At 66.9% G+C, this 20,434-nt stretch carries 23 protein-coding genes and 1 riboswitch; of the genes, 12 read left to right on the forward strand and 11 right to left on the reverse strand.

Annotated features, from left to right (window positions below; all coding sequences use genetic code 11):
- Positions 1-4: 4 nt before the first annotated feature.
- A riboswitch (Fluoride riboswitch) is annotated at positions 5-74 on the reverse strand.
- A gap of 97 nt (positions 75-171) precedes the next feature.
- A complete protein-coding gene (locus CJ028_RS02795; protein ID WP_105033758.1) occupies positions 172-531 on the reverse strand; it encodes an ArsR/SmtB family transcription factor in 360 nt (119 codons plus the stop codon).
- 68 nt (positions 532-599) lie between these two features.
- On the opposite strand from CJ028_RS02795, the gene arsB reads away from it, so the two are divergent.
- The 3 genes from arsB to CJ028_RS02810 are packed head-to-tail and all read left to right on the forward strand — an operon-like array spanning position 600 to position 2,792.
- Positions 600-1,733: an ACR3 family arsenite efflux transporter gene (arsB, locus tag CJ028_RS02800; RefSeq protein WP_105033759.1), complete on the forward strand. Its 1,134-nt coding sequence runs from the start codon at positions 600-602 to the stop codon at positions 1,731-1,733.
- A 13-nt stretch (positions 1,734-1,746) separates the two neighbouring features.
- The gene (locus CJ028_RS02805; RefSeq protein WP_105033760.1) at positions 1,747-2,151 is read left to right on the forward strand and encodes an arsenate reductase ArsC; all 405 of its coding nucleotides are present in this window, start codon (positions 1,747-1,749) and stop codon (positions 2,149-2,151) included.
- A 2-nt stretch (positions 2,152-2,153) separates the two neighbouring features.
- Positions 2,154-2,792 carry an arsenate reductase ArsC gene (locus CJ028_RS02810; RefSeq protein ID WP_105033761.1) on the forward strand — a complete coding sequence of 213 codons (639 nt, stop codon included), beginning with the start codon at positions 2,154-2,156 and terminating at the stop codon, positions 2,790-2,792.
- A gap of 303 nt (positions 2,793-3,095) precedes the next feature.
- On the opposite strand, the gene CJ028_RS02815 is transcribed toward CJ028_RS02810, so the two are convergent.
- From CJ028_RS02815 to CJ028_RS02835, 5 genes are all read right to left on the reverse strand, one after another.
- Positions 3,096-3,362, reverse strand: a complete 267-nt coding sequence (locus CJ028_RS02815; protein ID WP_105033762.1) for a metal-sensitive transcriptional regulator — start codon at positions 3,360-3,362, stop codon at positions 3,096-3,098.
- Between the two features lies 1 nt (position 3,363).
- Positions 3,364-3,666: a rhodanese-like domain-containing protein gene (locus tag CJ028_RS02820; RefSeq protein WP_105033763.1), complete on the reverse strand. Its 303-nt coding sequence runs from the start codon at positions 3,664-3,666 to the stop codon at positions 3,364-3,366.
- Positions 3,663-5,327, reverse strand: coding sequence for an FAD-dependent oxidoreductase (locus CJ028_RS02825; RefSeq protein ID WP_105033764.1), 1,665 nt, complete (start codon positions 5,325-5,327; stop codon positions 3,663-3,665). The genes CJ028_RS02820 and CJ028_RS02825 overlap by 4 nt, the downstream gene beginning before the upstream one ends.
- Positions 5,328-5,500: 173 nt before the next feature.
- On the reverse strand, positions 5,501-7,720 hold the full coding sequence (locus tag CJ028_RS02830; RefSeq protein WP_105033765.1) for a heavy metal translocating P-type ATPase: 2,220 nt from the start codon (positions 7,718-7,720) through the stop codon (positions 5,501-5,503).
- A complete protein-coding gene (locus tag CJ028_RS02835; RefSeq protein ID WP_105033766.1) occupies positions 7,720-7,944 on the reverse strand; it encodes a heavy-metal-associated domain-containing protein in 225 nt (74 codons plus the stop codon). The genes CJ028_RS02830 and CJ028_RS02835 overlap by 1 nt, the downstream gene beginning before the upstream one ends.
- A 103-nt stretch (positions 7,945-8,047) precedes the next feature.
- Between CJ028_RS02835 and CJ028_RS02840 the strand changes: the two genes are divergently transcribed.
- Entirely contained in the window at positions 8,048-8,356 is a 309-nt protein-coding gene (locus tag CJ028_RS02840) for a metal-sensitive transcriptional regulator (protein ID WP_129590361.1), read from the forward strand.
- 92 nt (positions 8,357-8,448) lie between these two features.
- Positions 8,449-9,135: a response regulator gene (locus tag CJ028_RS02845; RefSeq protein WP_105033768.1), complete on the forward strand. Its 687-nt coding sequence runs from the start codon at positions 8,449-8,451 to the stop codon at positions 9,133-9,135.
- Here the strand turns inward: CJ028_RS02845 and CJ028_RS02850 are convergent.
- Both CJ028_RS02850 and CJ028_RS02855 read right to left on the reverse strand, forming a co-directional pair.
- Positions 9,035-10,792 (reverse strand): GAF domain-containing sensor histidine kinase, encoded by a 1,758-nt coding sequence (locus tag CJ028_RS02850; protein WP_105033769.1) that lies wholly within the window; start codon positions 10,790-10,792, stop codon positions 9,035-9,037. The genes CJ028_RS02845 and CJ028_RS02850 overlap by 101 nt on opposite strands.
- A gap of 63 nt (positions 10,793-10,855) precedes the next feature.
- A complete protein-coding gene (locus CJ028_RS02855; RefSeq protein ID WP_105033770.1) occupies positions 10,856-11,710 on the reverse strand; it encodes a universal stress protein in 855 nt (284 codons plus the stop codon).
- A gap of 256 nt (positions 11,711-11,966) precedes the next feature.
- Here CJ028_RS02855 and CJ028_RS02860 point away from each other — a divergent pair, with 256 nt between their 5' ends.
- From CJ028_RS02860 to CJ028_RS02870, 3 genes are all read left to right on the forward strand, one after another.
- The gene (locus CJ028_RS02860) at positions 11,967-13,022 is read left to right on the forward strand and encodes a zinc-dependent alcohol dehydrogenase family protein (protein WP_105033771.1); all 1,056 of its coding nucleotides are present in this window, start codon (positions 11,967-11,969) and stop codon (positions 13,020-13,022) included.
- Between the two features lie 24 nt (positions 13,023-13,046).
- Positions 13,047-13,607 (forward strand): flavodoxin family protein, encoded by a 561-nt coding sequence (locus tag CJ028_RS02865; RefSeq protein ID WP_105033772.1) that lies wholly within the window; start codon positions 13,047-13,049, stop codon positions 13,605-13,607.
- A 125-nt stretch (positions 13,608-13,732) separates the two neighbouring features.
- Positions 13,733-14,596 carry a universal stress protein gene (locus tag CJ028_RS02870; RefSeq protein WP_105033773.1) on the forward strand — a complete coding sequence of 288 codons (864 nt, stop codon included), beginning with the start codon at positions 13,733-13,735 and terminating at the stop codon, positions 14,594-14,596.
- A gap of 114 nt (positions 14,597-14,710) precedes the next feature.
- Here CJ028_RS02870 and CJ028_RS21685 read toward each other — a convergent pair whose 3' ends face one another.
- A complete protein-coding gene (locus CJ028_RS21685; RefSeq protein WP_276309364.1) occupies positions 14,711-14,845 on the reverse strand; it encodes a hypothetical protein in 135 nt (44 codons plus the stop codon).
- A gap of 400 nt (positions 14,846-15,245) precedes the next feature.
- Between CJ028_RS21685 and CJ028_RS02880 the strand changes: the two genes are divergently transcribed.
- Positions 15,246-16,214 (forward strand): hypothetical protein, encoded by a 969-nt coding sequence (locus tag CJ028_RS02880; protein ID WP_105033774.1) that lies wholly within the window; start codon positions 15,246-15,248, stop codon positions 16,212-16,214.
- A 44-nt stretch (positions 16,215-16,258) separates the two neighbouring features.
- The gene (locus CJ028_RS21130; RefSeq protein WP_205683923.1) at positions 16,259-17,434 is read left to right on the forward strand and encodes a coiled-coil domain-containing protein; all 1,176 of its coding nucleotides are present in this window, start codon (positions 16,259-16,261) and stop codon (positions 17,432-17,434) included.
- A 5-nt stretch (positions 17,435-17,439) separates the two neighbouring features.
- Here the strand turns inward: CJ028_RS21130 and CJ028_RS02890 are convergent, their stop codons facing one another.
- Positions 17,440-18,225 (reverse strand): NUDIX hydrolase, encoded by a 786-nt coding sequence (locus tag CJ028_RS02890; protein ID WP_129590362.1) that lies wholly within the window; start codon positions 18,223-18,225, stop codon positions 17,440-17,442.
- 154 nt (positions 18,226-18,379) lie between these two features.
- On the opposite strand from CJ028_RS02890, the gene CJ028_RS02895 reads away from it, so the two are divergent.
- Together CJ028_RS02895 and CJ028_RS02900 are read left to right on the forward strand one after the other, a co-directional pair.
- A complete protein-coding gene (locus CJ028_RS02895) occupies positions 18,380-19,435 on the forward strand; it encodes a 2,3-butanediol dehydrogenase (protein ID WP_105033776.1) in 1,056 nt (351 codons plus the stop codon).
- Between the two features lie 64 nt (positions 19,436-19,499).
- A complete protein-coding gene (locus CJ028_RS02900) occupies positions 19,500-20,264 on the forward strand; it encodes an MBL fold metallo-hydrolase (RefSeq protein WP_105033777.1) in 765 nt (254 codons plus the stop codon).
- 9 nt (positions 20,265-20,273) lie between these two features.
- On the opposite strand, the gene CJ028_RS20880 is transcribed toward CJ028_RS02900, so the two are convergent.
- Positions 20,274-20,429: a hypothetical protein gene (locus CJ028_RS20880; protein WP_161498877.1), complete on the reverse strand. Its 156-nt coding sequence runs from the start codon at positions 20,427-20,429 to the stop codon at positions 20,274-20,276.
- Positions 20,430-20,434 lie beyond the last annotated feature (5 nt).

Consider the following 20,434-nt stretch of genomic DNA (forward strand, 5'->3'; position numbering starts at 1 on the left):
GTTGCACTGCGTAGGAACCATCAGCGCGGGCAGTTTGAGCGGATGCTCGGGCGGGATCCATCGCCGTGGCCAGAATACACGCCCGAGTCGACGGACTTCTTGAAGACAGGCGGTCGCAAATGATCGAGACGGTCGAACGGATGCTGCGGCCCTCAGCAGACCAGACCCGGCTCAGACGGCGGCGAGCACTCCCGCGACGGCGTTCAGCGAACCGGGAACCAGACTGTAGTACGACCAGGTGCCGCGCTTGGCTCGACTAAGAAAACCCGCCTCGACCAGCACCTTCAGGTGGTGCGAAATGGTGGGCTGGCTCAGGGTGAGCTGGTCGGTCAGGTCGCAGACGCAGGCTTCCTGGTCGGTGTGCGCCGACACGATCGAGAGGATGCGCAGCCGGGCCGGGTCGGCGAGGGCCTTGAGCGAGCGGGCCAGGGCGTCGGCGTGGTCGGGGGCGATGGCCGCGCGGGCCAGCGGCGAGGAGCAGGCATCCGCTTGAGTGATGTCGGTCAGTGGCAGCGTCTGGGTGGACGTCATCTGAACACACCCTCCTTAGATTGACATTGGTCGATGCAATGTTCTAGCGTGGACATCGACAACGATCAATGTTACCGCGAATCGCTGTCGTCAATACTTGGAGATTCGTGAGCAGCACCGCACCAGCCCCCACCCGACTCGGCGCGATCGACCGGTTACTGCCGGTGTGGATTCTCGCCGCCATGGGCCTCGGCCTGCTGCTCGCCGTGTACGTGCCCGCCGTCGGCGACTTGCTGCACGCGTTCACGATCGGGTCGATCAGCGTGCCGATCGCCATCGGGCTGCTCGTCATGATGTACCCCGTGCTGGCCAAGGTGCGCTACACGGATGCCCGCGCCGTCGCCGGCGACAAGCGACTGCTGGTCTCCTCCCTGCTACTGAACTGGCTGGTCGGGCCGGCCCTCATGTTTGCCCTGGCCTGGATCTTTCTGCCCGACCTGCCGGAATACCGCACCGGGCTGATCATCGTCGGGCTCGCCCGTTGCATCGCAATGGTGCTGATCTGGAACGACCTCGCCTGCGGTGACCGCGAAGCCGCCGCCTTTCTGGTGGCTGTGAACTCGGTCTTCCAGGTCGTGGCGTTCGGCGCGCTCGGCTGGTTCTACCTGCAGGTGCTTCCCGGCTGGCTCGGCCTGCCGACGACGAGCGCGGAGTTCTCGATCTGGGCCATCACCGCGAGCGTGTTGGTGTTCCTGGGCATTCCACTGCTGGCCGGTTATTTGTCTCGCCGCATCGGCGAGGCCCGGCGCGGCCGCGACTGGTATGAGGCCAAGTTCTTGCCCCGGGTTGGACCGTTTGCACTCTGGGGCCTGCTGTTCACGATCGTCATGCTGTTCGCGCTGCAGGGCCAGCAGGTCATCGATCACCCCGGCGATGTCGCCCGCATCGCGCTGCCGATGCTGGTGTACTTCGCGGTGATGTTTTTGGTCGGCTTTGTCACCGGACGCCTCTTGCACATGACCTACGAGCGCACCACGACACTCGCCTTCACCGCCGCCGGCAACAACTTCGAGCTCGCCATCGCTGTCGCGATCGGCACGTTCGGTGCGCTCAGCGGGCAGGCCCTGGCCGGTATCGTCGGTCCGCTGATCGAGGTTCCGGCGCTCATCGCCCTGGTTTACGTTGCCCTCTGGCTGAAGCCCCGGCTTTTTCCCGTCGAACGGATGCCTGCGGCCGCGGCATCCGTTCCTACCCTCGTCTAAACGAAAGAAGACAATGAAACCCTCCGTACTGTTTGTCTGCGTACACAACGCCGGACGCTCGCAGATGGCCGCCGGCTTTCTGACCGCACTGTCGCGGGGGCGGGTCGAGGTGCTCTCGGCCGGCTCAGAACCCAAGGACCAGATCAACCCGGTGGCGATCGCCGCGATGGCCGAAGAGGGCATCGATATCGCGCACAACGTGCCGAAGATTCTCACGACCGAGGCCGTCAAGCAGTCCGACGTTGTCATCACCATGGGCTGCGGCGACGCCTGCCCGATCTTTCCGGGCAAGCGGTACGAGGACTGGAAGCTGGACGACCCGGCTGGCCAGGGCATCGAAAGCGTGCGGCCCATTCGCGACGAAATCAAAGCGCGCATCGAGGCGCTCCTCGCCGAGATTCTGCCGGTCGAGGCCTAAGCATGCTGCCCGGCCTGACCTACCCCGAAGAGTCGCTCAGGCGCCTCTCTGGGGACCTCGCCGAGCGGTTTCACGGCATTTTTGCCGCCGAGACCGTCGAGCGCTACGTGCTCGAGTCTCATACCGGGCTGCTACGCACGTCGAGCGTGAAGGCGCACCTGACGATCCGCACGGCACGCTTTGCTCGCGAGCGCCTCACCGCGCTGGCCCAGGCCAAGGGTGCCTTTGAGCGCCCGGTCCCCGAGGTTCTGTTCGTCTGCGAGCAGAATGCCGGTCGTTCGCAGATGGCAGCGGTGTTCACCAACGCCCTATCGGGTGGCGCGGTGCACGTGCGCTCGGCCGGATCGATGCCGTCGTCTGAGCTGAACCCGACCATGGTGGCGGTGATGAGCGAACTCGGCCTCTCGATGGACGAGGCATTTCCGAAGCCGCTCACCGACGACGTCGTGCAGGCCGCCGACGTCGTGATCACCATGGGCTGCGGGGACGCCTGCCCGATCTACCCCGGCAAGCGCTACGTCGACTGGGAACTCGTCGACCCGGCCGGCCAGCCGATCGACGAGGTACGCCGCATCCGCGACCAGATCAGGGCCAATGTCGTCGAGATGCTGGCCGGACTAGGCGTCACCCCCACCGTCTGAGTCCCTCGCTCGTTCTGTCCGGGGCCCGGGCCCGGAACGCGGGCCCAGTTTATAAGCTGGGCCCCGGACTACAACGTGGGCCCGGCGGTCTGATGCCCCGCCCGAGCGGGTTTGCGGGCGACCCGCGGCATCCGTCGTGCTCGAGGCGTCGAACGGGCCACATCGCGGATGCGCGCGCCCACTCCTATGGACGGGGCCCGGGCCCCGTCCGTGGGCCCAGTTTATAAGCTGGGCCCCGGACTACAAGGTGGGCCCCACAAGCGGATGCCCGCCCAGCCGGCACCCGCCCGGCCGTCGGCGTCGCTACGCGAGCGTCAGGAACAACTTCTCGAGCTCGGGCACCGTCAGCGAGTTCTCGTTGTCGGGATTCGCGATGCAGTCGCGCATCGCGGTCGACACAATGACGAAGCCGGCCTTGTCGAGCGCGCTCGACACCGCGGCGAGCTGGGTGACTACATCGCGGCAATTGCCGCCGCCCTCGACCGCGGCGATCACGGCGGTCAGCTGCCCCTGCGCTCGACGCAACCGGTTGAGGATCTTTTTCTGCTCAGCGGCCCGAACGTCGTCCATCTCAGGCCCCCTGCTCGGTGGGTAGTCCGGCCTGCTGCCAGGCCGTCGTGCCGCCGGTGATGTTCACGGCGTCATGGCCGTGGGCCGCCAGGTACTCGGCGACCTGGGCGCTTCGACCGCCGAGGGCGCAGATGACGTGCACCGGTACATCCGCTGGAATCTCGCCGATTCGTGCCACGACCTCGCCCATCGGAATGTGCACGACGCCGGGTACGTGGGCGGCTTCGTATTCCCACGGTTCACGCACGTCGATGACGACGGGCTCGGCCAGGGCATTCAGCTCGGTGACGGTGATCTCTTTCATGCGAGGACCCTTTCAGTAATGGGGGAAACAACAAGGCTAGACGTTCCGGCCAGCCAGGTGCGATGGCCGCCGTCAAGGTTCTGCACATCGAAGCCGTTCTGGGCGAGAACGCGCGCGGCGGTGTGGCCGCGCTGGCCCACCTGGCAGTGCACGATCAACGGCACCCGCGGCAACTCATCGAGCCGACCGCGCAGCTCGTCGAGCGACACGTTGAGCGCGCCCGGGATGCTGCCGGCCGCGAATTCGCCGGCCGATCGCACGTCGATCAGCACGGCGCCGTTCGCCCGCGCCGCCTCCAGTTCGTGCCATTGCAGGTTCACGCTCGTGCCCTCGGCCAGGTTCGAAGCCACATAGCCGAGCTGGTTGATCGGGTCTTTCGCCGAGGCATACTGCGGCGCGTAGGCAAGTTCGAGACGCGTCAAAGCGGATGCGCTCAGCCCGGCCGCCATCGCGACCGCCAGCACGTCGATGCGCTTGTCCACCCCGGCACCGCCCACGATCTGCGCGCCGAGAATGGCATCGGACTCGGCGTCGATGAGCAGCTTGATGGACATGCCCTCCGCGCCGGGAAAGTAGCCGGCGTGGTTGGCTGGATGGGTGTGCGCGATGCGGTGGGCGCGGCCCGCCGCGACGAGGCGCTTCTCGCTCCAGCCGACCACGGCCACGGTGAGGCCGAAGATCCCCAGGATTCCGGTGCCGAGCGCGGGGGTGGCCTGCTCGGGGGTGCCGGCGATGCTGTCGGCCACGGAGCGGCCGTGTCGGTTCGCGAGGCCCGCCATGGTGACGAGCGTGCCGGCCCCGCTGACGGCATCCGTTTTCTCGACGCCGTCGCCGACGGCGAAGATGCGCGGGTCGCTCGTAGCCTGGGTGCCGTCGACCCAGATGCCGCCGCTACCCCCGATACGGAGGCCGGCCTGCGCGGCCAGGGCCACTTCGGGGCGCACCCCGCTTGCGTCGATCACGAGGTCGGCCGGCACTGTGCTGCCGTCGCTGAGCAGGGTGCTCGGGCCCGAAGCCCCGGTGACCGTGGTATTCAGGCGCACGTCAACGCCGCGTTCGCGCAACCGATCGAGAACGGGGGCGGCCATTTCGGGGTCGAGCGGGGTGAAGATCTGCGGCCCGCGCTGTACGAGGGTCACCTGCACGCCGCGGTGCACGAGGTTTTCGACGGCTTCAAGGCCGATGAATCCACCACCGATCACCACAGCGGATGCCGCGCCCGTCTGCGCGAGCACCGCCGTGATGTGGTCGACGTCGTCGACCGTTCGGAGCGTGTGGGTGGGTACGGTGTTGTCTCCAGATGCGTTCGAGCGGGCCGAGGCGCCGGCCGCGAGCACGAGACGGTCGTAGTGTTCGACGCTTTCTACTCCGGTGAGCAGGTTGCGCACCGAGACGGTCTGGGCGTGTCGGTCGATCTGCATGACCTCGGTATCGATGCGCACATCGAGTGCAAAACGGGCCCCGAGGGAGTCGGGGGTCTGCAGCAGCAGATCACCGCGATCACGGATGATTCCCCCCACGAAATACGGCAGTCCACAGTTCGCGAACGACACGTAATGGCCGCGCTCGAACACGATGATCTCGGCCCTCTCGTCGAGCCGCCGCAACCTGGTCGCCGCTGACATTCCGCCCGCAACTCCGCCTACGATGATAATTTTCACGTGTTCCTCCGGGTCAATGATACCCCAGAGGGTATATGCACACAAGCCTGCGGGCGTGCGAGGCGGCATCCGCTCACCCGGGCCCACCTTATGAACCCAGGCCCAGTTTATATACTGGGCCCGGGGACGGGGCCCGGGCCCCGTCCCAAGAAGGAACCACTCGCACGCAGCAGTCAGGCGGGCAGCGCGCGGAAACCGCGCAGGCGCAGGCTGTTCGTCACCACAAAGATCGAGGACAGCGCCATCGCGGCCCCGGCGATGAGCGGGTTCAGCAGCCCGGCCATCGCGAGCGGAATCGCCGCGACGTTGTAGGCGAACGCCCAAAACAGGTTCGCCTTGATCGTCGTGAGCGTGCGTCGCGCCAAGCGGATGGCATCCGCTGCGGCCAGCAGATCGCTGCGCATCAGTGTGAGGTCGCTCGCCTCAATAGCCACGTCGGTGCCCGACCCCATGGCAATCCCGAGGTCGGCGGTCGCCAGAGCGACGGCATCGTTCACGCCGTCCCCGACCATGGCGACCACGTGTCCCTGAGCCTGCAACTCGGCAATCACCCGCGCCTTGCCTTCGGGCAGCACCCCGGCGGTGACGTCGGTGATGCCGACCTCGGCGGCGACACTCTGCGCGACGGCAGCATTGTCACCGGTGACGAGCATGGGAGTGAGCCCCAGGGCCCGAAACCGGGCCACCGCCAGAACGCTCGTGGGCTTGAGGGTGTCGGCGACGGTGAGCACGCCGCGCACCCTGCCCTCCCAGGCCGCCATGACGGCGGTCGTGCCGAGCGCCTCGGCCGTGGCCATCACGGCCTGCATCTCGACCGGCACCACCAGCCCCCATCGTTCGACCAGCCAGGCCGGCCGTCCAACCAGCACCAGGCGTCCGTCAACCAGCGCCTGCACGCCCAGCCCCTGCTCCGACACAAACTCCGACGACGCGGGCACCTCGCCCAGGCGCGATACAGCGCCCGCCGTGATCGCGCGGGCGATCGGATGCTCCGACCCGCTTTCCGCCGCGCCCGCCAGTCGCAGCAGCTCATCGACAGAACCGCGCTCGAGCGGCTCTACAGTCGACAGCGTCATGCGCCCGGTGGTGATCGTTCCGGTCTTGTCGAGAACGATCGTGTCGACGCGCCGCGTGGATTCCAGAACCTGCGGCCCCTTGATCAGAATGCCGAGCTGCGCTCCGCGCCCGGTTCCCACCAGCAGTGCGGTGGGTGTGGCCAGACCGAGCGCGCACGGGCAGGCAATAATCAGGGTCGCGACGGCAGCAGTAAAGGCGAAAGACGCTCCGGCGCCGACCAGCAGCCAGCCAGCCAGAGTTGCGAGCGCGAGAACGATCACGATCGGCACGAACACGCCGGAGACCCGGTCGGCCAGGCGCTGCACCTCGGCCTTGCCGGTCTGCGCCTGCTCCACGAGCCTGCCGATATGGGCGAGCTCGGTGTCAGCGCCGACCCGCGTGGCCTGCACCACGAGTCGCCCGCCGGAGTTCAGCGTGGCGCCCACAACGCTGTCGCCTGGCCCTACCTCGATCGGCACCGATTCGCCGGTGAGCAGGCTCGCATCGATGGCGCTGGAACCATCCACGACCACGCCGTCAGTCGCGACCTTCTCCCCCGGCCGCACCACAAACTGGTCGCCAACCACGAGCAGCGCGGTGCTGATGCGACTCTCCACACCATCGCGCCACAGCGTGGTCTCCTTCGCGCCGAGCTCGAGCAGCGCCTGAAGCGCCGCGCCGGAGTTGCGCTTGGCCCGCGCTTCGGCGTAGCGACCGGCCAGAATAAACACGGTGACAGCGGATGCCACCTCCAGATAAATTTCGTCGGCGCCACCACCACCGATGAAGGTGAAACTCATGGTCATTCCCGCTACACCGGCCATGCCGAAGAACAGGGCATAGAGCGACCAGCCGAGGGCGGCGAGCACGCCGACACTGACCAGGGTGTCCATGGTTGCGGCGCCGTGGCGGGCGTTCACCCAGGCGGCGCGGTGGAACGGCCAGGCGCCCCAGATGGCAACGGGGGCCGCGAGAGTCAGGGCCAGCCACTGCCAGTTCGTGAACTGCAGCACAGGAATCATTGACATGGCGGCGACCGGCAGGGTCAACGCTGCCGAGATCAGCAGTCGCTGGCGCAGGGCCGCAACCTCGAGGGAGCCCGCATCGGCGACGACAGCAGGAGCCGGCAATGCGGCCGTATAACCGGTGGCTTCGATGGTCTTGATGGCATCGTCGACACTCGTGCCGACCGGCACGAATACGCTCGCTTTTTCGGTGGCGTAGTTGACCGTGGCTTCGACTCCGGGCATCCGGTTGAGCTTCTTCTCAATGCGCGCGGCGCACGAGGTGCAGGTCATGCCCCCGACGAGCAGGTCAACCTGTTGGCCGTCGATCATCAGGCTGCGGCTACCAGCTGGTAGCCCGCCTCCTCCACGGCCGCGGCGACGAGGGCTCGGTCGAGCTCCGAGGCGCTCGTGACGGTGACCTGCGAGGTACCACCCTTGACGAGGGCGACGGTGACGGTTTCGGCGCCCGGGATAAGCCCGATCTCTTCGGTCACACTCGCGACGCAGTGGCCGCAGGTCATTCCGTCAACGCCGTAGGTGGTCGTCGTGTTCATGGTTATGCCTCACTGTCTTCTACCCCCGAATGAGTATCATTCGAGCATACCCCTTGGGGGTACCATTTCCCACTATATACCCCGAGGGGGTACAGTAATGATCATGAACGAGTCAGACACTCACGACGGCCCGCATGGCTACATCTCCAACAAGGACGCCTACTTGAAGCGTCTGCGTCGCATCGAGGGTCAGGCCCGCGGCCTGCAGGGCATGGTCACCGACGATAAGTACTGCATCGACATTCTGACCCAGATCTCGGCCATGACGAGCGCCCTCGAATCGGTCGCTCTCGGCCTGCTCGATGATCACCTCAACCACTGTGTTCTGCACGCGGCCATGGCCGGCGGCACCGAAGCCGAGGCCAAGCTGCAGGAGGCATCTGCGGCCATTGCCCGGCTGGTTCGCTCCTAAAGGACCGGACCTTTGGCCCTAGTCGCCGGGCAACATCGCGCGCGACACTGTTAATACATAGAGACCAGCGTGCCCATTCGGGAAGGACCACCATGAACCTGCCGCACAGCGCGCCCCAGACGACGGCCGAGGCGACGCCGGCCGTTCCCATTCGCGTTTTCATTCTCGACGACCACGAGCTGGTGCGTCGAGGCCTGCGTGAACTGCTCGAGGGCGAAGGGTTTGACGTCGTCGCTGACAGCGGCCTGGCGGCGGAAGCCACCGTGCTGATCCCGAAGCTGCGCCCCGACGTGGCCATTCTCGACGCCCGCCTGCCCGACGGCACCGGCATCGAGGTCTGTCGCGACGTGCGCTCGGTTAATCCGGCCTTGCAGTGCCTCATTCTCACGAGCTACGACGACGAGCAGGCACTGCGCGGCGCTGTGCTGGCGGGCGCGGCCGGCTACGTACTGAAAGAGATTCGCAGCACCGACCTGCTCGGCAAGATCCGCCGCGCTGCCGCCGGTGAATCCCTGTTCGACCCGATGCTCAAGGCGAGCATCATCGCCGGCCTGGCCGATCCACAAGACGCTCGCCTCGCGTCGCTCACCGCGCAGGAACGCAAGGTGCTCGACCTCATCGGCGAGGGACTAACCAACCGTGAAATCGGTCAGACCATGTTTCTGGCCGAGAAAACGGTCAAGAATTATGTGTCTTCGATGCTGGCGAAGCTGGATTTTCAGCGCCGAACCCAGGCTGCCGTGTACGTTGCGAAACGTGGAGACGAACACCAACGGTAATCTCCGGCACCGGCGCCGACCAGCGCAGCCGCGTCCCCTCGCCAGGAGCGCTGCGTACCGAGAATTTGCCGCCGAGCAGCGCCGCCCGCTGTTTGAGGTTGTCCAGGCCGCTGCGCCGGGTAGGTTTGCTGAAACCACAACCGTTATCGGCGATGACGAGCTTGATACGGTCGTCCTGGGCGTCGACCGAAATCTCGATCATGCTCGCCTGCGAATGCCGCGCAGCATTGCTGAGGCCCTCCGAGATCACCGCGAGCAGGCTGCTGGCGAGGTCATCGGTCAACGGCGCATCGATCGGCCCAGACAAGCGGATGCGCGGCGCAAACGGCAGACTCGCCGCCCCCTCCTTGATCACGGCCAGAATGCGACTACTGAGCGTTCCGGTGTCCTGCGCCATGCCGCGCAGCGAATAGATCGTGTCGCGCAGCTCCCGAATGGTGTCGTCAAGCTCGTTCGTGACGGCGTTGATACGGTCCAGCGCGATCGGATCATTGGTGAACCGCCGCAAACTCTGCATGCTCAGCCCGGCGGCGAACAGCCGCTGAATGACCAGGTCGTGCAGGTCGCGGGCGATACGGTCGCGGTCACCGAGCACGGCCTGCTCTTCGCGCATACGGTGCACGGAGGCCAGCTCGAGCGCGAGCGACACCTGGGTGCCGAAGACCGCGCTCATCTCCACATCGGTGAGGCTGTATCCAACGGATGCCGGTGCGCGCGACAGCAGAATCACGCCCTGCCCGTCGCCGGCCGGCCCCAGGGCGGCAATGAGGGTGGACCCCAGGTGCGACCACTCAGCAGCCGAGCCGGGCGCGGCATCCGTTATCTGAAGCGGCGGAGTGGCGAGCGTGGCGGACCGGCCGGTGGCCTGCAGCTCGGCCAGCACCCCGGGTTGCAACAGCACGGTGGTGCCGACCAGTCCCGCCGCAGTCGTGCCGTCCGGCGCAGCGGCCGCAGCTGCGCAGTACAGGCTGTCATCGGTGGGAAACCCGATCACGGCCAGTTCGGCACCGGAAGCCACGAGTACGCGCTGAACGACCAGGTCGAGGCCGTTATCGTCACCCTCAACCGGTCGCAGCAGATCCCGGCCCATCGCGGCCACCGCTTCGAGCCAGCGTGAGCGCGCACGAGACTCGTCGTAGAGGCGGGCGTTTTCGATCGTTACGCCGGCGGCCGCGGCGAGCGCCACGGCCAGCGTCTGGTCTTCGTCGGTGAAATCCCCGCCGCCCTCTTTCTCGGTGAGGTAGAGATTGCCGAAGACCGTGTCGCGCACCCGCACCGGAACCCCGAGGAACGACTTCATCGGCGGGTGGTGGGCGGGAAACCCGAACGAATCGGGATGATCGTGCAGGTCATGCAGGCGAATGGGGTGCGGCTCCCGAATCAGCAGGCCGAGCACGCCGTGCCCGACCGGCAACGCCCCGATCTGCCGAACGGTTTCCTCGTCAAAGCCAACGGTGATGAAGTGACTCAGCGCCTGACCAGTGCCGATCACGCCCAGGGCACCATACCGCGCCTGCACGAGTTCGCAGGCTGCGGTGACAACGCGTTCCAGCACGGCCTCCAAGCTGAGGTTTTCGGCAACCGAGACGACGGCGTCGAGCAGACCGCGCATGCGGTCCTGGGTGAGGGCGAGTTCGGCGGCGGTCTGATCCGTCATCGTCGTCCCCCGCCTTCATGCCATCTGGTGCTCTAACCTTTGCATGATTTGGTGGTAGTAAACCTACTTGTGGGTGGTTCTGGTGACAATTGTCGGGCAGGTGATGTGCAGCAGCACTTCGTGGCTGACCGAGCCCATCAGCAGGCGCTGCAGCGAGCCCCGACCGCGACTTCCGACGACGAGCAGTTGGGCGTGCCGGGCCGCGGCAACGAGGGCGCGGGCCGGTGATTCATCGGTCTCCAGAACCTGGTGCACCACGAGGTCGGGGTAGCGCGCGGTGAGTCCGGCGACGGACTCGGCAAGTACGACGCGCTCCTCTTCCATGCGCTCGGTCACGGCGTCGGCCGGAATGCTGCGCAGAACGCGACGGTTCGGCAGGTGTACCGCGTAGAGCGCGTACAGTTCCTGGCCGGTGCGGTCGGCCTCGGCGGCGGCGAATGCCACGGCGGTCAGCGAGTCGGCAGAGCCGTCGACGCCGACGTAGACGCCCGTTCTCTCGGTCTCGGGCAGCGAGGGAATCACGGCGACCGGGCAGGTGGCCAGCGCGGCGATCTGCAGGCTCACGCTGCCGAACAGTTCGCCCTCGACCCGGCCCTTCTGGTCGGTTCCGACGACGACGAGGTCGGCGTCTTTCGAAAGTTCGCTCAGCACGCGCGGGGCACTGCCGGTGCGCAGCTCGGTGTGGGTGGTGACGCCCGGCGCCAGGGCAGCGGCGCGGGCACCGGATTCGGTGAGCAGCTTCTTCTCGGCGTCGAGGATGGAGTCGTAGTAGCCGTAGCCGTCGGCCAGCCAGGTTTCGTACACGGTGTGCATGAGCGTCACCGGGCTCTTGACGTTCTCGGCCCGGGCCATGGCCCACGCGAGGGCGGTCTCGCCGGCGGCCGAATCGTCGATGCCAACCACAATCATCCGGTTCATTGCTCTACCTCGTTCTTGATCACAGGTCGCAGCAGTGGAGTCCCCCGCCACGAGCGAGGAGCTGATGCCCCATCGCCTCACACCCATCCTGTCAGCCACAGGTACCAACAGGTAGGGCCGGAAGTCCCGATTAGGTCCCGAATCCATGCCCCGGTCAGGGCGGGACTTTCGGCCCTAGTCGCCCGCGACAGTCGGTCATACCGTAGTTCTGACGGGCCTTTTGCCCGCTCACATTCTAAGAATCAAGGAGATATCCGTGAAGGCACTGGTTTATGGCGGTCCCGGTCGAATGAGCTGGACCGACGTTCCCGACCCGACGCTGCACAGTTCGACGGATGCCATCGTGCGCGTAGACACCACCACGATCTGCGGCACCGACCTGCACATTCTCAGGGGCGATGTTCCCGCCGTCACGGTCGGGCGTATCCTCGGCCACGAGGGCGTCGGCACGATCACCGAGGTTGGTTCAGCGGTGAGCAACCTCAAGGTCGGCGACCGGGTCATCATCTCCTGCATCAAGAGCTGCGGTCACTGCAGCAATTGCAGCAACGGGCTCTACTCGCACTGCCTCGGCGACGAGGGCGCCTCCGGCATCGGCTGGGTCTTCGGCCACCTCATCGACGGCACCCAGGCCGAGTTCGTGCGCGTGCCCTACGCCGATAACTCCCTGCACAAGCTGCCCGAAGGAGTCAGCGACGACCAGGGCGTCATGCTCAGCGACATCCTGCCGACCGGTTTTGAAATCGGCGTGCAGTACGGCCGGGTCAAGCCCGGCGATGTCGTCGCCGTGATCGGTGCGGGCCCGGTAGGGCTCGCCGCCATCGCCACCGCCGGACTCTACGGTGCCGCGAGCATCATCGCCATCGACCTCGACGAAAACCGCCTCGAGCAGGCCCGCTCCTTTGGCGCCACCGACACGGTCATCTCCGGAGCTGCTGACTGGAAGGAACAGGTCCTCGCGCTCACCGACGGCGCCGGCGTCGACGTCGCCATCGAGGCCGTCGGCATCCCGGCGACCTTCACCATGGCCACCGAGATCGTGCGCCCGGGCGGCAACGTCGCCAACGTCGGCGTGCACGGCAAGGCGGTCGACCTGCACCTCGAGAACCTGTGGATCCAGAACATCAACATCAGCATGGGCCTGGTCAACGCCAACACCACGAAGATGCTGCTGAAGCTCGTCGCGAGCAAGAAGCTGGCCGCAGAGAAACTGGCCACGCACCACTTCAGCTTCGATCAGTTTCTTGACGCTTACGACACCTTCGGCCGCGCGGCCGAGACCAAGGCCCTCAAGGTCGTCATTTCCCGTTAGTCCGCTGCACTGCCTGGAGGTTTCATGCGCGCCCTGATCGTCTACGAATCAATGTACGGCAACACCCGTCTTGTCGCCGAGGCGATCGGGCGCGGTCTGGCCCCGGCCGAGGTGATCCTCGTGCCCACGAATCAGGCAGCGGGCGTTGACCTGTCGCAGGTCGACCTTCTCGTGGTCGGCGGCCCCACCCACGTGCACGGCATGAGTCGGCCCAGCACCCGCCAGGGCGCGATCGACGCCGCCGTCACGCCCAAGCACACCCTCCACCTCGAAGCGGATGCCGCCGGCGCCGGCGTGCGCGAATGGCTCGCCTCCCGCAGTGGGCTGGCCTGCCGCGCTGCGGCGTTCGACACCCGGCAAGAGGGTCCGATCCTGCTGACCGGGCACGCCGCCAAGAGCATCAGCAAAAACCTTCTCGAAGCCGGGGCCGACGTTATCGCCGACGCGACGAGTTTTCTGGTGAACAAGAGCATTGCGCTGGTGCCGGGCGAGGTGCGCCGCGCCGAGGCGTGGGGCACCATGCTGCGGGAGCAGTCGGTGCCGGGGCCGCAGCATCCGTTTACGGGCGTAATAACCACCGCCTGAATCACTCGGGATGGGACTTAAGGCCCTACTCGGGGGTGCCGCCGATGGCTAACGTGATGAACACTCGTTGGTGACGCTCACACGACATTCCCGCTCGTGGCCCGCCCCGGAGAAGGGATTTTCTCATGACGCACACGCTCACACGGAGCCAGACCGTAATTGCCTGGGACGGGTCGGAACCCGCCAGGGCGGCCCTCGATTGGTCGCTCGCTCGCAGCAGCGACGGCGAACTCAACCTGGTGCGCATCCTCGATCGCACCGTGTCGTCGGCGGACTACTTCACGGAGGAATCCACCACGGTGCACGCCCGCGAGGTACTCAAGGACGACGCCGACCGAGTGAGCGCAAAATACCCTAATCTCACCGTGCATGCCGATCTGCGCTCCGGCGACCCAATCACCGAACTGCGCGCCCTGAGCGGGGCCGACACCCTCGTCGTGGTCGGAACGCACCGCCGACGCGGGTCGACCCTGCGCTACGAATGGTCGATGGGGGCCAGACTGGCCGGTTCAGCCAATGGACCGATCGCGATCATCCCGGAGAGCGACAGCAAACACCACGCCGGCATCGTGGTCGGCGTCGACGGTTCGGCGGCGTCGAATGCCGCCGTGGACTTCGCCGCCGAGGAGGCCGACCGCACCGGTCAAGAACTGCACGCGATCCACGCCTGGCAGGAACCGCTGGTCTGGCGCGACACGACCGAACCCGACGCCCGGTTCCTCCAGACCCTGGAGATCTCCCACCGGCGTATCCTCGACGAATCGCTGCTCACCGTCGCGCGCCGCTTTCCGGCGCTCGTCATTCGCGCCTCGCTCGTGCGGGGAGCCCCCCAATCGGCGCTGCTCGATGCGGCCCGTGGGGCTGCGCTGCTCGTCGTCGGTGACCACGGGCAGAAGGGCATCTCGAAACTGCTGCTCGGGTCGGTGAGCCACTCGATCGTGCTGAACATCCAGTCGCCCATGGTCGTCATCCCGGCTCCGTCCGCCTGACCGGTCGCTGGCCTCTCCGGCTCGAGTCGCTTCCGCCGCGCGGGACTTGCGCCGGTGCGCCCCAGTTGCGCCTCGCGCGCAGCGGCAGAGCTCCCGCGCGCCACAGAAACAGGGCTAATAGACCTCACGAAAGTGTCCGATGAAGGTGATCGTGTTGCCCTCAGGGTCGACGATGGTCGAGAGCTGCACGCCCTTGTTCGCCGGCAGGATCTCACCCGGTTGGTCGCATCGTGCGTGAGCTGCAGCCATCCGTTGTCGGTCACCCGCCATTCCACGAGCAGGCCGGCCATGGGAGCGTTGTCGGCCGGGCGCCCCAGGAGTCGTTCGTACCAGCGGTGTGCGGCCTCAAAATCGGCCACCGGCACGACGGCGAGCAGATGATTGATGGTCACGGGGGCCTCCTCGGTTCACGCTTCGTGCCGCCACCGTACCCCGGCCGCCCGCGAACGGCCCGGATCGCGTCGGCCGGAGCCGCTAGGTGAACTCGCAGCACTCGTTAGAGATGGTGGCACCACTGGCAACGAGTGCCCGCTTCGCGCAGAGGTGCCGCGAGCAACGAGTGCCCGGTTCTCGGAAGGAGTGCCACGACGAGCGGATGCCCAGCTCCTGCAGGTGCCGCGAGCCGGCCGAGCCCGGTTAGGGTTTTGATATGAGTTCCTTTGCGCTGCCCCGCCGTTCCCTGCGCATTCTGGCGACCGGAGTGGCCCTCGTCGGGCTCGCGGCGACACTCATCGCCGTCCCGGCCCCGCCAGCTACAGCAGCCGCTTCCACAGCCGCTTCCGCAGCCGCCTCAGCCGACGCAGCGACGGCCGCCACCGACCCGGACTCCTCCGACCCCGCCCGGATCGACCCCGAGACCTTTGACCCCGGCCTCATCATCAGCGACTACAACTTCTTCAACCCGGACGCCCTCACCGAGAGCGGCATCCAGGATTTTCTCGAACAGCGCTCGTGCCGGCCGAGCGACGGAGTGCCCTGCCTCTGGGAGTTCCGCGAAACGACGACCAGCCAGCCAGCCAAGGGTGACGGGCACTGCCTGCCCTACACCGGTGCCGAAAACGAAACGGCCGCCCGCATCATCGCGAAGATCGCGACGGCCTGCACGATCAGCCCCGAGGTCTTGCTGGTGTTGCTGCAGAAGGAACAGTCCCTGCTGACCCGACCGAGCGCATCCGGTTATCTGCGCGCCACCGGCTACGGCTGCCCGGATACCGCGGACTGCGACGCCCAATATTTCGGTTTCTTCAACCAGGTCTACAACGCGGCCTGGCAGTTTCGGCAGTACACCCAGGAGCCCGACCGGGCGTTCCAGATCGGCAGCGTCGACGTGGGATTCAACCCCAACGCCGAGTGCGGGGCGGCCGCCGTCGCTATCAAAAACCAGGCCACCGCCAACCTGTATAACTACACGCCGTACCAGCCCAACCCGGTCGCCGTAGCGAATGCCGGCGATGAGGGCGACGGATGCTCGACCTACGGCAACCTCAATTTCTGGCTGTTCTACAACGACTGGTTCACAGATTCGACCCTCGAACCGTTCTCGGTGCTGTTCGACGACTGCCTCAACTATGTCGGCGGCCAGGGCTGCCGTGTTCCGACGCTGATCCCCACATCGTGAGTCCGGTCGCGGTTCACCGCGGTTTGCGTGCACGCCTGGGGCGAGTGACCTGCCTCGCCGTTGTCCTCGCATCGACCGTTCTAGCGGCGCCCGTTACGGCGGCGTCGGCGGCCGACGACTACCCCACCTGGGCCGAGGTCGACGCCGCCCAGTCGAGCGCGGCCGCCACGGCGGCCGAGGTGCAACGGATCGAGTCCGCACTCGATGGCCTGCAGGCGCGCGCGGCCGAGCTCGGCGACACGGCCGTGACCGAGACCGCGCTCGCCGCCGTGGCTCAGGCCGAGCTCGTGAAGGCGACCACCCAGCAGACGGTGCTGACTACCCAAGCGGATGCGGCATCCGCTCGAGCCGGGGATAGCGCACAGCGACTCGGCGTGCTCGGTGCCCAGCTCTACCGTTCCGGCGGCAACAGTCTCGCGGTGGGCGCCGTCTTCGATGGCGGAGAGGCCGACGACCTCTTGTTTCAGCTCGGCGCAATGTCCCGGCTCACGGAGCAGGCGGGTCTGATCACCGAGCAGGCCGATACCGAGCGCAACGCGGCCGAAGCCCTCACCGCTCAGGCCGAGCTAAAGATGCGCGAGCGCGACCGCCTGCACAACGAGGCTCTGTTAGCTCTGGCGGCCACCGAGACGGCGCAGCAGGCAGCGGATGCCGAGGTTGCCCTTAAACAGGCCGCCGGCGAGGTTCTCTATGCCCAGCTGGCCTCTCTCAAGAACACGTCCGCCGCGGTAGAACGGCAGTACCGCACCGGCGTGACGGCGCAGCACGACTACGAGGAGCAGCAGCAGCAGGCCGCAGAAAACGCCGCAGCCGGAGATGTGTCATTACAACCAAACGTTCCGAGCGTTCCGAGCGCTCCGAGCGCTCCGAGCGCTCCGACCGGTCCGACCGTTCCCCCGATCAGCGGCACGGTCGACCGCCCCGGCGCCCAGCGCATTGCCGCGGCCCAGGTGGCAGCCAGGGGCTGGGGCGACGCCGAGCTGACCTGCCTGGTCTCCCTGTGGCAGCGCGAGTCCGGCTGGCGGGTGAACGCCTACAACGCCAGCAGCGGCGCGTATGGAATTCCGCAATCACTGCCCGGAAGCAAGATGGCTTCAGCCGGCGATGACTGGCAGACCAACCCGGCCACCCAAATCAGCTGGGGCCTCGGCTACATCGCCTCCCGCTACGGCACCCCCTGTGCGGCCTGGGCGCACTCCGAGACCCACAACTGGTACTAAAAAGGTCACGTCCGAACGCTGTACACCCAGGGCACCTGGCCGATCTCGAGGCGGTGACGACCGCCGGCCTGCCCTGCGAGGGCGTCATCGGCGTAGGCGACATCGCCGGCCCAAAACAGCGCAGGCCCGCGCTCGCTCGCACCGAGCCGCGTTTCGTAGTACGCCAGAGCGCGCTGCCCGGCACTCGCCACGATGTCGGCCACGGCCCCGTATCCCTGCAGCCCGTGCAGGGTGACCCAGGTCGGCGCCACGAGAGTCATTAAAGCGGATGCGTGCCGCTCCAGCGCCGCCTCCGGCCGCAGCCAGGCATAGTCGATGACCTCATCCTCAGCGAGCACGATGGTGCCGGGCGGCGCCGTCGTGAGGTAGAACCAGGTGCGCAGCCGCTTCGGGGCGCTCGACGGCGGAACCCACAGCGCCGTCGCGATGAGCGCCTCTGGCGCGACCTCGAGCCCGGTCTCTTCCCGCACCTCGCGCACAGCAGCCCGGCGGGCGGCGAGCTGTTCGACGGCCTGCGCCGCCCGCTCAAGCCCGTTAGGCAGGCCCGCCGAGCCGCGGCCGGCCGCCTGCTCACCCGCGCTGGCGGGGCCAGCCGGCGCCGCCTCATCCGCTGCCCGTCTGTCGCCCGGGTCGACGCCGCCGCCGGGAAACACCCACGCGCCGGCGAAAGACCCACGGTGACGGGGTCGTTCGAGCAGCAGCACTTCGGGGCCGGTGGCACTGTCGCGCAGCAAGACCACGGTTGCCGCAACCCCTAATAGTGGTTGCGCTGCCTCGGTATCTCGCGTCATCGCTGGTCCTTTGGGTGTCGGGTCGTGCAGTCTCCTCCACACTAACGCCGGGTATCGCTGGCTACCCGGCGAGTAGGCTGAAAGTACGCCGAAGCATATTGCCGGTGCCACGAGGGTATTGTCGCTGTTTCGGTGCAAGGAGTAGTGACGCATCATGAAGGCAGCTCGTTTTCACGGCCCGGCAGACATCCGCATCGAGGACATTCCCGCACCCGAACTTCGACCGGGAGCCGTCACCATCGACGTCGCCTGGTGCGGAATCTGCGGAACAGACCTGCACGAATACCTCGACGGGCCGATCTTCATCCCGGCCGAGGGGCACCCACACCCGCTCTCGCACGAAGAAGAGCCGGTCACGCTCGGCCACGAATTCTCGGGAACTGTCAGCGCACTTGGCGAAGGAGTGACCGACCTCGCGGTCGGCGACAACGTCGTGGTTGAACCCTATTTCGTCTGCAACGAGTGCGCTCCCTGCCTGGCTGGCAACTACCACCTGTGCACCAAGATGGGCTTCATCGGGCTGGCCGGCGGAGGCGGAGGACTCAGCGAGCAGGTCGTCGTCGAGCAACGCTGGGTACACGCCATCGGCGATATCCCCCTCGACGAAGCCGCGCTGATCGAACCACTCTCGGTGGCACACCACGCCTTCGTGCGTAGTGGGGCCAAGGCGGGCGATGTTGCCCTCATTGGCGGGGCCGGCCCGATCGGCCTGCTCGTCGCCGCCGTGCTCAAGGCCGAGGGCCTGACCGTGATCATGTCCGAACTCAGTGAGGCGCGCAAGGAGAAGGCGCGGGTCACCGGCGTGGCCGATCACGTGCTCGATCCGAGCAAGGAAGACGTTGTCGCTCGGGTTCGGGAGCTCACCGGTGGCAACGGGGCCGATGTCTGTTTCGAGTGCACGAGCGTGAACGTCGTCCTCAATCAGCTGTTCGACGCGGTGCGGCCCGCCGGCGTCATCGTCAACGTGTCCATCTGGGGCAAGCCGGCCAGCATCGACATGCAGAAGCTCGTGCTGAAGGAGATCGATTTGCGTGGAACGATCGCCTACGTGCGCGATCACCCGGCCACCATCAAGCTCGTACAGGACGGCCGGGTCAAGCTGGCGCCGTTCATCACCGGCCGCATCGCACTCGATGACCTGATCACCGAGGGCTTCGACACCCTGATCAACCACAACGAGACCGCGGTCAAGATCATCGTTCACCCCTAACCCGCGTAAACCGGCGGCACCTACAGTCGGGGGCGCCGCCGTTCGCGGCAGTAGGCTGCCTTCTATGCCCGCCATCCTGCGCACGAGCCCGCTCACCCGCAGCCTGCTCGCGCCAAATGCCGGGCCGATGACGCTCGACGGCACCAACAGCTACCTCATCGGGCCGCCCGACGCGAAAACGATCGTCGTCGTCGACCCTGGACCGCTCGACGAGGGCCACCTCGCCGCCCTGGCCGCGGCCGGCCGGGTCGAACTCGTGCTGATCACACACCGGCACGCCGATCACACGGCGGCGAGCGTTCGATTCGCGAAGCTCACCGGGGCCCCGGTGCGGGCCTTCGATCCGGCCTTCTGCGTGAATGGTGACCCGCTCAGTGACGGGGAGCTGATTGCGGCCGCCGGCACCAGCATCCGGGTATTAGCCACCCCCGGGCACACCAACGACTCGATCTGCCTGCACCTGCCGGGAGACGGCGCCGGCGGCTCCGTACTGACCGGCGACACCATTCTCGGCCGCGGAACGTCGATCATCGACGGAGCCCTCGCCGACTACCTGGCCTCCCTCGAGGCCCTGCGCGCGCTCGCTCCGGCCATAGTTCTGCCCGCGCATGGCCCGGTGCTGCCCGACCTCGCTGCCATCTGCTCGGCCTACCTCGCGCATCGCCACGAGCGTCTCGATCAGGTGCGCGCCGCGCTCGCGACGCTCGGTTCTGCGGCGACCGTGGCTCAGGTCACCGATGTGGTCTACTCGCAAACGGATGCCGCGGTGCGGTTCGCCGCCGAAGCATCCGTTCGCGCGCAGCTGGCCTACCTGCGCGACCAGCGCTGACCGAGCTCGCTACTTGCCGGGCTTCTTGTTCTCGAGGGACCGGGCTGCTGCCAGGGCGCGGGCCCTGGCACCGGCAGTGTCTGCAGCAGCGCTGAATCGGGCATTTCTGATCCCCGAGCTGGCGGTTCGGGCAACCTTGTTGCTCTGTTTGGGATTTTGGGCCATGGTGC

Origin of the sequence: Cryobacterium aureum (assembly GCF_002954245.1) — a bacterium.
GTDB lineage: Bacteria > Actinomycetota > Actinomycetes > Actinomycetales > Microbacteriaceae > Cryobacterium > Cryobacterium aureum.

Bases quoted from the DNA above. Each gene is read 5' to 3' on its own strand.
- CJ028_RS02845 (WP_105033768.1), top strand. From the start codon at position 8,449: ATGAACCTGCCGCACAGCGCGCCCCAGACGACGGCCGAGGCGACGCCG.
- CJ028_RS02900 (WP_105033777.1), top strand. From the start codon at position 19,500: ATGCCCGCCATCCTGCGCACGAGCCCGCTCACCCGCAGCCTGCTCGCG.
- CJ028_RS02895 (WP_105033776.1), top strand. From the start codon at position 18,380: ATGAAGGCAGCTCGTTTTCACGGCCCGGCAGACATCCGCATCGAGGAC.
- CJ028_RS02795 (WP_105033758.1), bottom strand. From the start codon at position 531: ATGACGTCCACCCAGACGCTGCCACTGACCGACATCACTCAAGCGGAT.
- CJ028_RS02850 (WP_105033769.1), bottom strand. From the start codon at position 10,792: ATGACGGATCAGACCGCCGCCGAACTCGCCCTCACCCAGGACCGCATG.
- CJ028_RS02805 (WP_105033760.1), top strand. From the start codon at position 1,747: ATGAAACCCTCCGTACTGTTTGTCTGCGTACACAACGCCGGACGCTCG.
- CJ028_RS21685 (WP_276309364.1), bottom strand. From the start codon at position 14,845: ATGGCTGCAGCTCACGCACGATGCGACCAACCGGGTGAGATCCTGCCG.
- arsB (WP_105033759.1), top strand. From the start codon at position 600: ATGTTACCGCGAATCGCTGTCGTCAATACTTGGAGATTCGTGAGCAGC.
- CJ028_RS02865 (WP_105033772.1), top strand. From the start codon at position 13,047: ATGCGCGCCCTGATCGTCTACGAATCAATGTACGGCAACACCCGTCTT.
- CJ028_RS20880 (WP_161498877.1), bottom strand. From the start codon at position 20,429: ATGGCCCAAAATCCCAAACAGAGCAACAAGGTTGCCCGAACCGCCAGC.
- CJ028_RS02880 (WP_105033774.1), top strand. From the start codon at position 15,246: ATGAGTTCCTTTGCGCTGCCCCGCCGTTCCCTGCGCATTCTGGCGACC.
- CJ028_RS02840 (WP_129590361.1), top strand. From the start codon at position 8,048: ATGAACGAGTCAGACACTCACGACGGCCCGCATGGCTACATCTCCAAC.
- CJ028_RS02870 (WP_105033773.1), top strand. From the start codon at position 13,733: ATGACGCACACGCTCACACGGAGCCAGACCGTAATTGCCTGGGACGGG.
- CJ028_RS02855 (WP_105033770.1), bottom strand. From the start codon at position 11,710: ATGAACCGGATGATTGTGGTTGGCATCGACGATTCGGCCGCCGGCGAG.
- CJ028_RS02815 (WP_105033762.1), bottom strand. From the start codon at position 3,362: ATGGACGACGTTCGGGCCGCTGAGCAGAAAAAGATCCTCAACCGGTTG.
- CJ028_RS02890 (WP_129590362.1), bottom strand. From the start codon at position 18,225: ATGACGCGAGATACCGAGGCAGCGCAACCACTATTAGGGGTTGCGGCA.
- CJ028_RS02830 (WP_105033765.1), bottom strand. From the start codon at position 7,720: ATGATCGACGGCCAACAGGTTGACCTGCTCGTCGGGGGCATGACCTGC.
- CJ028_RS02810 (WP_105033761.1), top strand. From the start codon at position 2,154: ATGCTGCCCGGCCTGACCTACCCCGAAGAGTCGCTCAGGCGCCTCTCT.
- CJ028_RS02835 (WP_105033766.1), bottom strand. From the start codon at position 7,944: ATGAACACGACGACCACCTACGGCGTTGACGGAATGACCTGCGGCCAC.
- CJ028_RS02820 (WP_105033763.1), bottom strand. From the start codon at position 3,666: ATGAAAGAGATCACCGTCACCGAGCTGAATGCCCTGGCCGAGCCCGTC.